Consider the following 2,804-nt stretch of genomic DNA (forward strand, 5'->3'; position numbering starts at 1 on the left):
GTAAGCGAGGATCGATTACCGCCTATCCAGGAGTTGAAAAAATCGTCAGGCTAGTACCCACCACAATGTGATGGGTACTAGATCGATGGAAGCAAAAGCACCGGGCCGGCGAATGGGGTCGAGAAACTACTCGCGTGAATTCCGAGATGAGATCGTGGCGCAGGCCAACGATCCACGGCGCTCAATCGCGGAGGTCGCACAGGAACATGGCTTGAACGCCAACATGATTTCTCGTTGGCGTCGCAGCCAGCAAGATCAGCGGCCCTTGGCGCTTGCGACGACAACGGAAGGATTCGTTCCAGTCCAGATTGCGTCGGAGGCGAGACAGCCATCAGTCGTTGTCATCGAGCGCGGCCCTGTACGCGTTCGTTTCGAAGGTGCGCTGGACGTAACGGCACTGCAAACGGTCCTCGCCGCTTTGCGAGCTGCTGCATGATCGGCTTGCCTGCGGGCACGCGTGTATGGCTTGCTGCAGGAATTACGGATATGCGCGCGGGCTTCAACAGTCTGGCCGCGAAGGTGCAGACCGTTCTCGAGCGCGATCCCTTCAGCGGCCACGTCTTTGTCTTCCGGGGCCGCCGGGGCGATCTGTTAAAAGTGCTGTGGTGGAGCGGTGATGGTCTGTGCCTGCTCATCAAGCGACTCGAGAATGGACGCTTCATCTGGCCGCAGGCCGACAGCGGTACGATCTGTCTGAGCCCGGCGCAGCTCTCCATGCTGCTTGAGGGTATCGATTGGCGCCAGCCCGCTCGAACGGCCAGGCCCACTTCAGCGTTGTAAACCTCGGCGCCGACACGTAAACTGTTGGCATGACCCAGGCAAGCCCATTTCCCGACGACATCGAGGCCCTCAAGGCCCTGCTGCGCGAGCGCGACGTGAAGCTCGACCGTCTGCAACAGACGGTCGACTCGCAGAAGGCCGCGCTGGCCACGCGCGTCGCGGAAATCGAGCACCTGAGGCTGTTGATCGCGAAGCTGCGCCGCATGCAATTCGGTCGCAAGTCCGAGAAGCTGGATCACCAGATCGAGCAACTTGAACTGCGTCTCGAAGACCTGGAGGCCGACGAAGGGGCGGCGCCCGTCGAGATTCCCAAGACCCTGCGCACCGCACCTGAGCAGGTCCAGCGCAAGCCGTTGCCGGAGCACCTGCCACGCGATGTCCGGACCTACCTGCCTGACTCAGCCGAGGCGTGTGTCGAATGTGGCGCGGCGATGAAACAGCTCGGCGAGGATATCTCCGAGCAACTCGAATACGTGCCAGCGAGCTTCCGGGTCATCCGTCACGTGCGTCCCAAGTTTGCCTGCACGTGTTGCGATCACATCGCTCAGGCGGCAGCGCCGAGCCGGCCGATCCAACGCGGGATCGCTGGCCCGGGCTTGCTCGCACACGTGCTGGTCGCAAAGTTTGCCGATCATCTGCCGCTGTACCGTCAATCGGCCATCTACGCACGAGAAGGTGTCGAGCTCGATCGTTCAATGTTGGCGAAATGGGTGGGCCACAGCGCCGCGCTCCTGCAACCGCTGGTCGATGTCCTGCGTCGCCACGTGATGGCTGCTACCAAACTGCACGCCGACGATACGCCCGTGCCAGTGCTTGCCCCCGGCAATGGCACGACCAAGACGGGTCGCCTGTGGGTGTATGTGCGCGACGATCGCGCCTCGGGCGATACGACGCCGGCGGCGGTCTGGTTCACCTACACACCGGACCGCAAAGGCATCCACCCGCAACAGCACCTCGAATCGTTCGCCGGCACATTGCAGGCCGACGCGTATGGCGGCTATCAGGCGATCTACGACACGGGGCGTGTGGTCGAAGCCGCATGTTGGGCCCATGCGAGACGGCAGTTCTACGAGTTGCACGTGGCCCGGCCCAACGAGTTCAACACCGACGCGCTTGAACGCATCGGGGCACTCTACAAGATCGAAGAAGAGATCCGAGGCAAGCCGCCCGACGAACGCAGAGCGTATCGAAGCGAGCATGCTCGGCCATTGCTCGATGAGCTTCATACGTGGCTCAGCGCAATGCTCGAGAAACTCTCGCGCAAATCGGACACGAGCCGCGCGATCCTGTACGCCCTCAGGCGGTGGGAGGCGCTCACGCGCTATTGCGATGATGGGCAGTTGGAGATCGATAACTTGCCCGTCGAACGCGCACTACGCGGGGTGGCCATAGGACGTCGGAACTACTTGTTCGCTGGTGCGGACTCGGGCGGTGAACGCGCCGCGGCGATCTATAGCCTGATCGGCTCGGCCAAGTTCAATGATGTCGATCCCGAGGCCTATTTGCGCTTCGTGCTCACGCGCATCGCGGACCACCCGATCAACCGGGTCGATGAACTCTTGCCGTGGGTCGTGGCCTCCGAGTTGCGCTAGTCTTCGTCGCCGTACTCCAGAGGATCGTCAACGCAGTCGAGCACGACTGAGTGCTCGCGAATCTCGCACCATTGGTCAAACATCTTGCGTGTGCGGGTGCGTGGCCACAGGCTCTCGTCTTGGCACCAGTCCTTGAGCATGCGGTCAAACAACACCGACCAGTTCCGTCGCATCCATCGCACGCCGGGCGTGTCGAACTCGTCCAGGCGGACCGGAATCAAAAACGCACTAGGATCCTCCCGCGCCTGCTCAAACGTCACCGGATCGGCAACATCGCTAAAAATGCGGTTGACCCACTCGATCATCGGCGTCTTAGGCAGCAGGACAACGATCATCCGGTTCAATACAAACAGCGGTTCCCTTGCCATGTCATCGGTCCACAAGCGGTAAAGAACAGATGCTATGTCAAGGCGGCGCTGATGACGCGCTTAC

4 protein-coding genes are annotated in these 2,804 nt (G+C 61.5%); 3 read left to right on the plus strand and 1 reads right to left on the minus strand.

Annotated features, from left to right (window positions below; all coding sequences use genetic code 11):
* Positions 1-112 precede the first annotated feature (112 nt).
* Genes tnpA through tnpC form a run of 3 tightly spaced genes read left to right on the plus strand, consistent with a single transcriptional unit; the run spans position 113 to position 2,372 of the window.
* Complete coding sequence (gene tnpA, locus HV670_RS29610; RefSeq protein ID WP_246258119.1) at positions 113-436, plus strand: IS66-like element accessory protein TnpA; 324 nt, start codon at positions 113-115, stop codon at positions 434-436.
* On the plus strand, positions 433-780 hold the full coding sequence (gene tnpB, locus HV670_RS29615; RefSeq protein WP_175108482.1) for an IS66 family insertion sequence element accessory protein TnpB: 348 nt from the start codon (positions 433-435) through the stop codon (positions 778-780). The genes tnpA and tnpB overlap by 4 nt, the downstream gene beginning before the upstream one ends.
* Positions 781-809: 29 nt before the next feature.
* On the plus strand, positions 810-2,372 hold the full coding sequence (gene tnpC, locus HV670_RS29620; RefSeq protein WP_175108483.1) for an IS66 family transposase: 1,563 nt from the start codon (positions 810-812) through the stop codon (positions 2,370-2,372).
* Here the strand turns inward: tnpC and HV670_RS29625 are convergent.
* Complete coding sequence (locus HV670_RS29625) at positions 2,369-2,740, minus strand: hypothetical protein (RefSeq protein ID WP_175108484.1); 372 nt, start codon at positions 2,738-2,740, stop codon at positions 2,369-2,371. The genes tnpC and HV670_RS29625 overlap by 4 nt on opposite strands.
* Positions 2,741-2,804 lie beyond the last annotated feature (64 nt).

Source organism: Pararobbsia alpina, from assembly GCF_902859895.1.
GTDB classification, from domain to species: domain Bacteria; phylum Pseudomonadota; class Gammaproteobacteria; order Burkholderiales; family Burkholderiaceae; genus Pararobbsia; species Pararobbsia alpina.

Bases quoted from the DNA above. Each gene is read 5' to 3' on its own strand.
- tnpA (WP_246258119.1), top strand. From the start codon at position 113: ATGGGGTCGAGAAACTACTCGCGTGAATTCCGAGATGAGATCGTGGCG.
- tnpB (WP_175108482.1), top strand. From the start codon at position 433: ATGATCGGCTTGCCTGCGGGCACGCGTGTATGGCTTGCTGCAGGAATT.
- tnpC (WP_175108483.1), top strand. From the start codon at position 810: ATGACCCAGGCAAGCCCATTTCCCGACGACATCGAGGCCCTCAAGGCC.
- HV670_RS29625 (WP_175108484.1), bottom strand. From the start codon at position 2,740: ATGGCAAGGGAACCGCTGTTTGTATTGAACCGGATGATCGTTGTCCTG.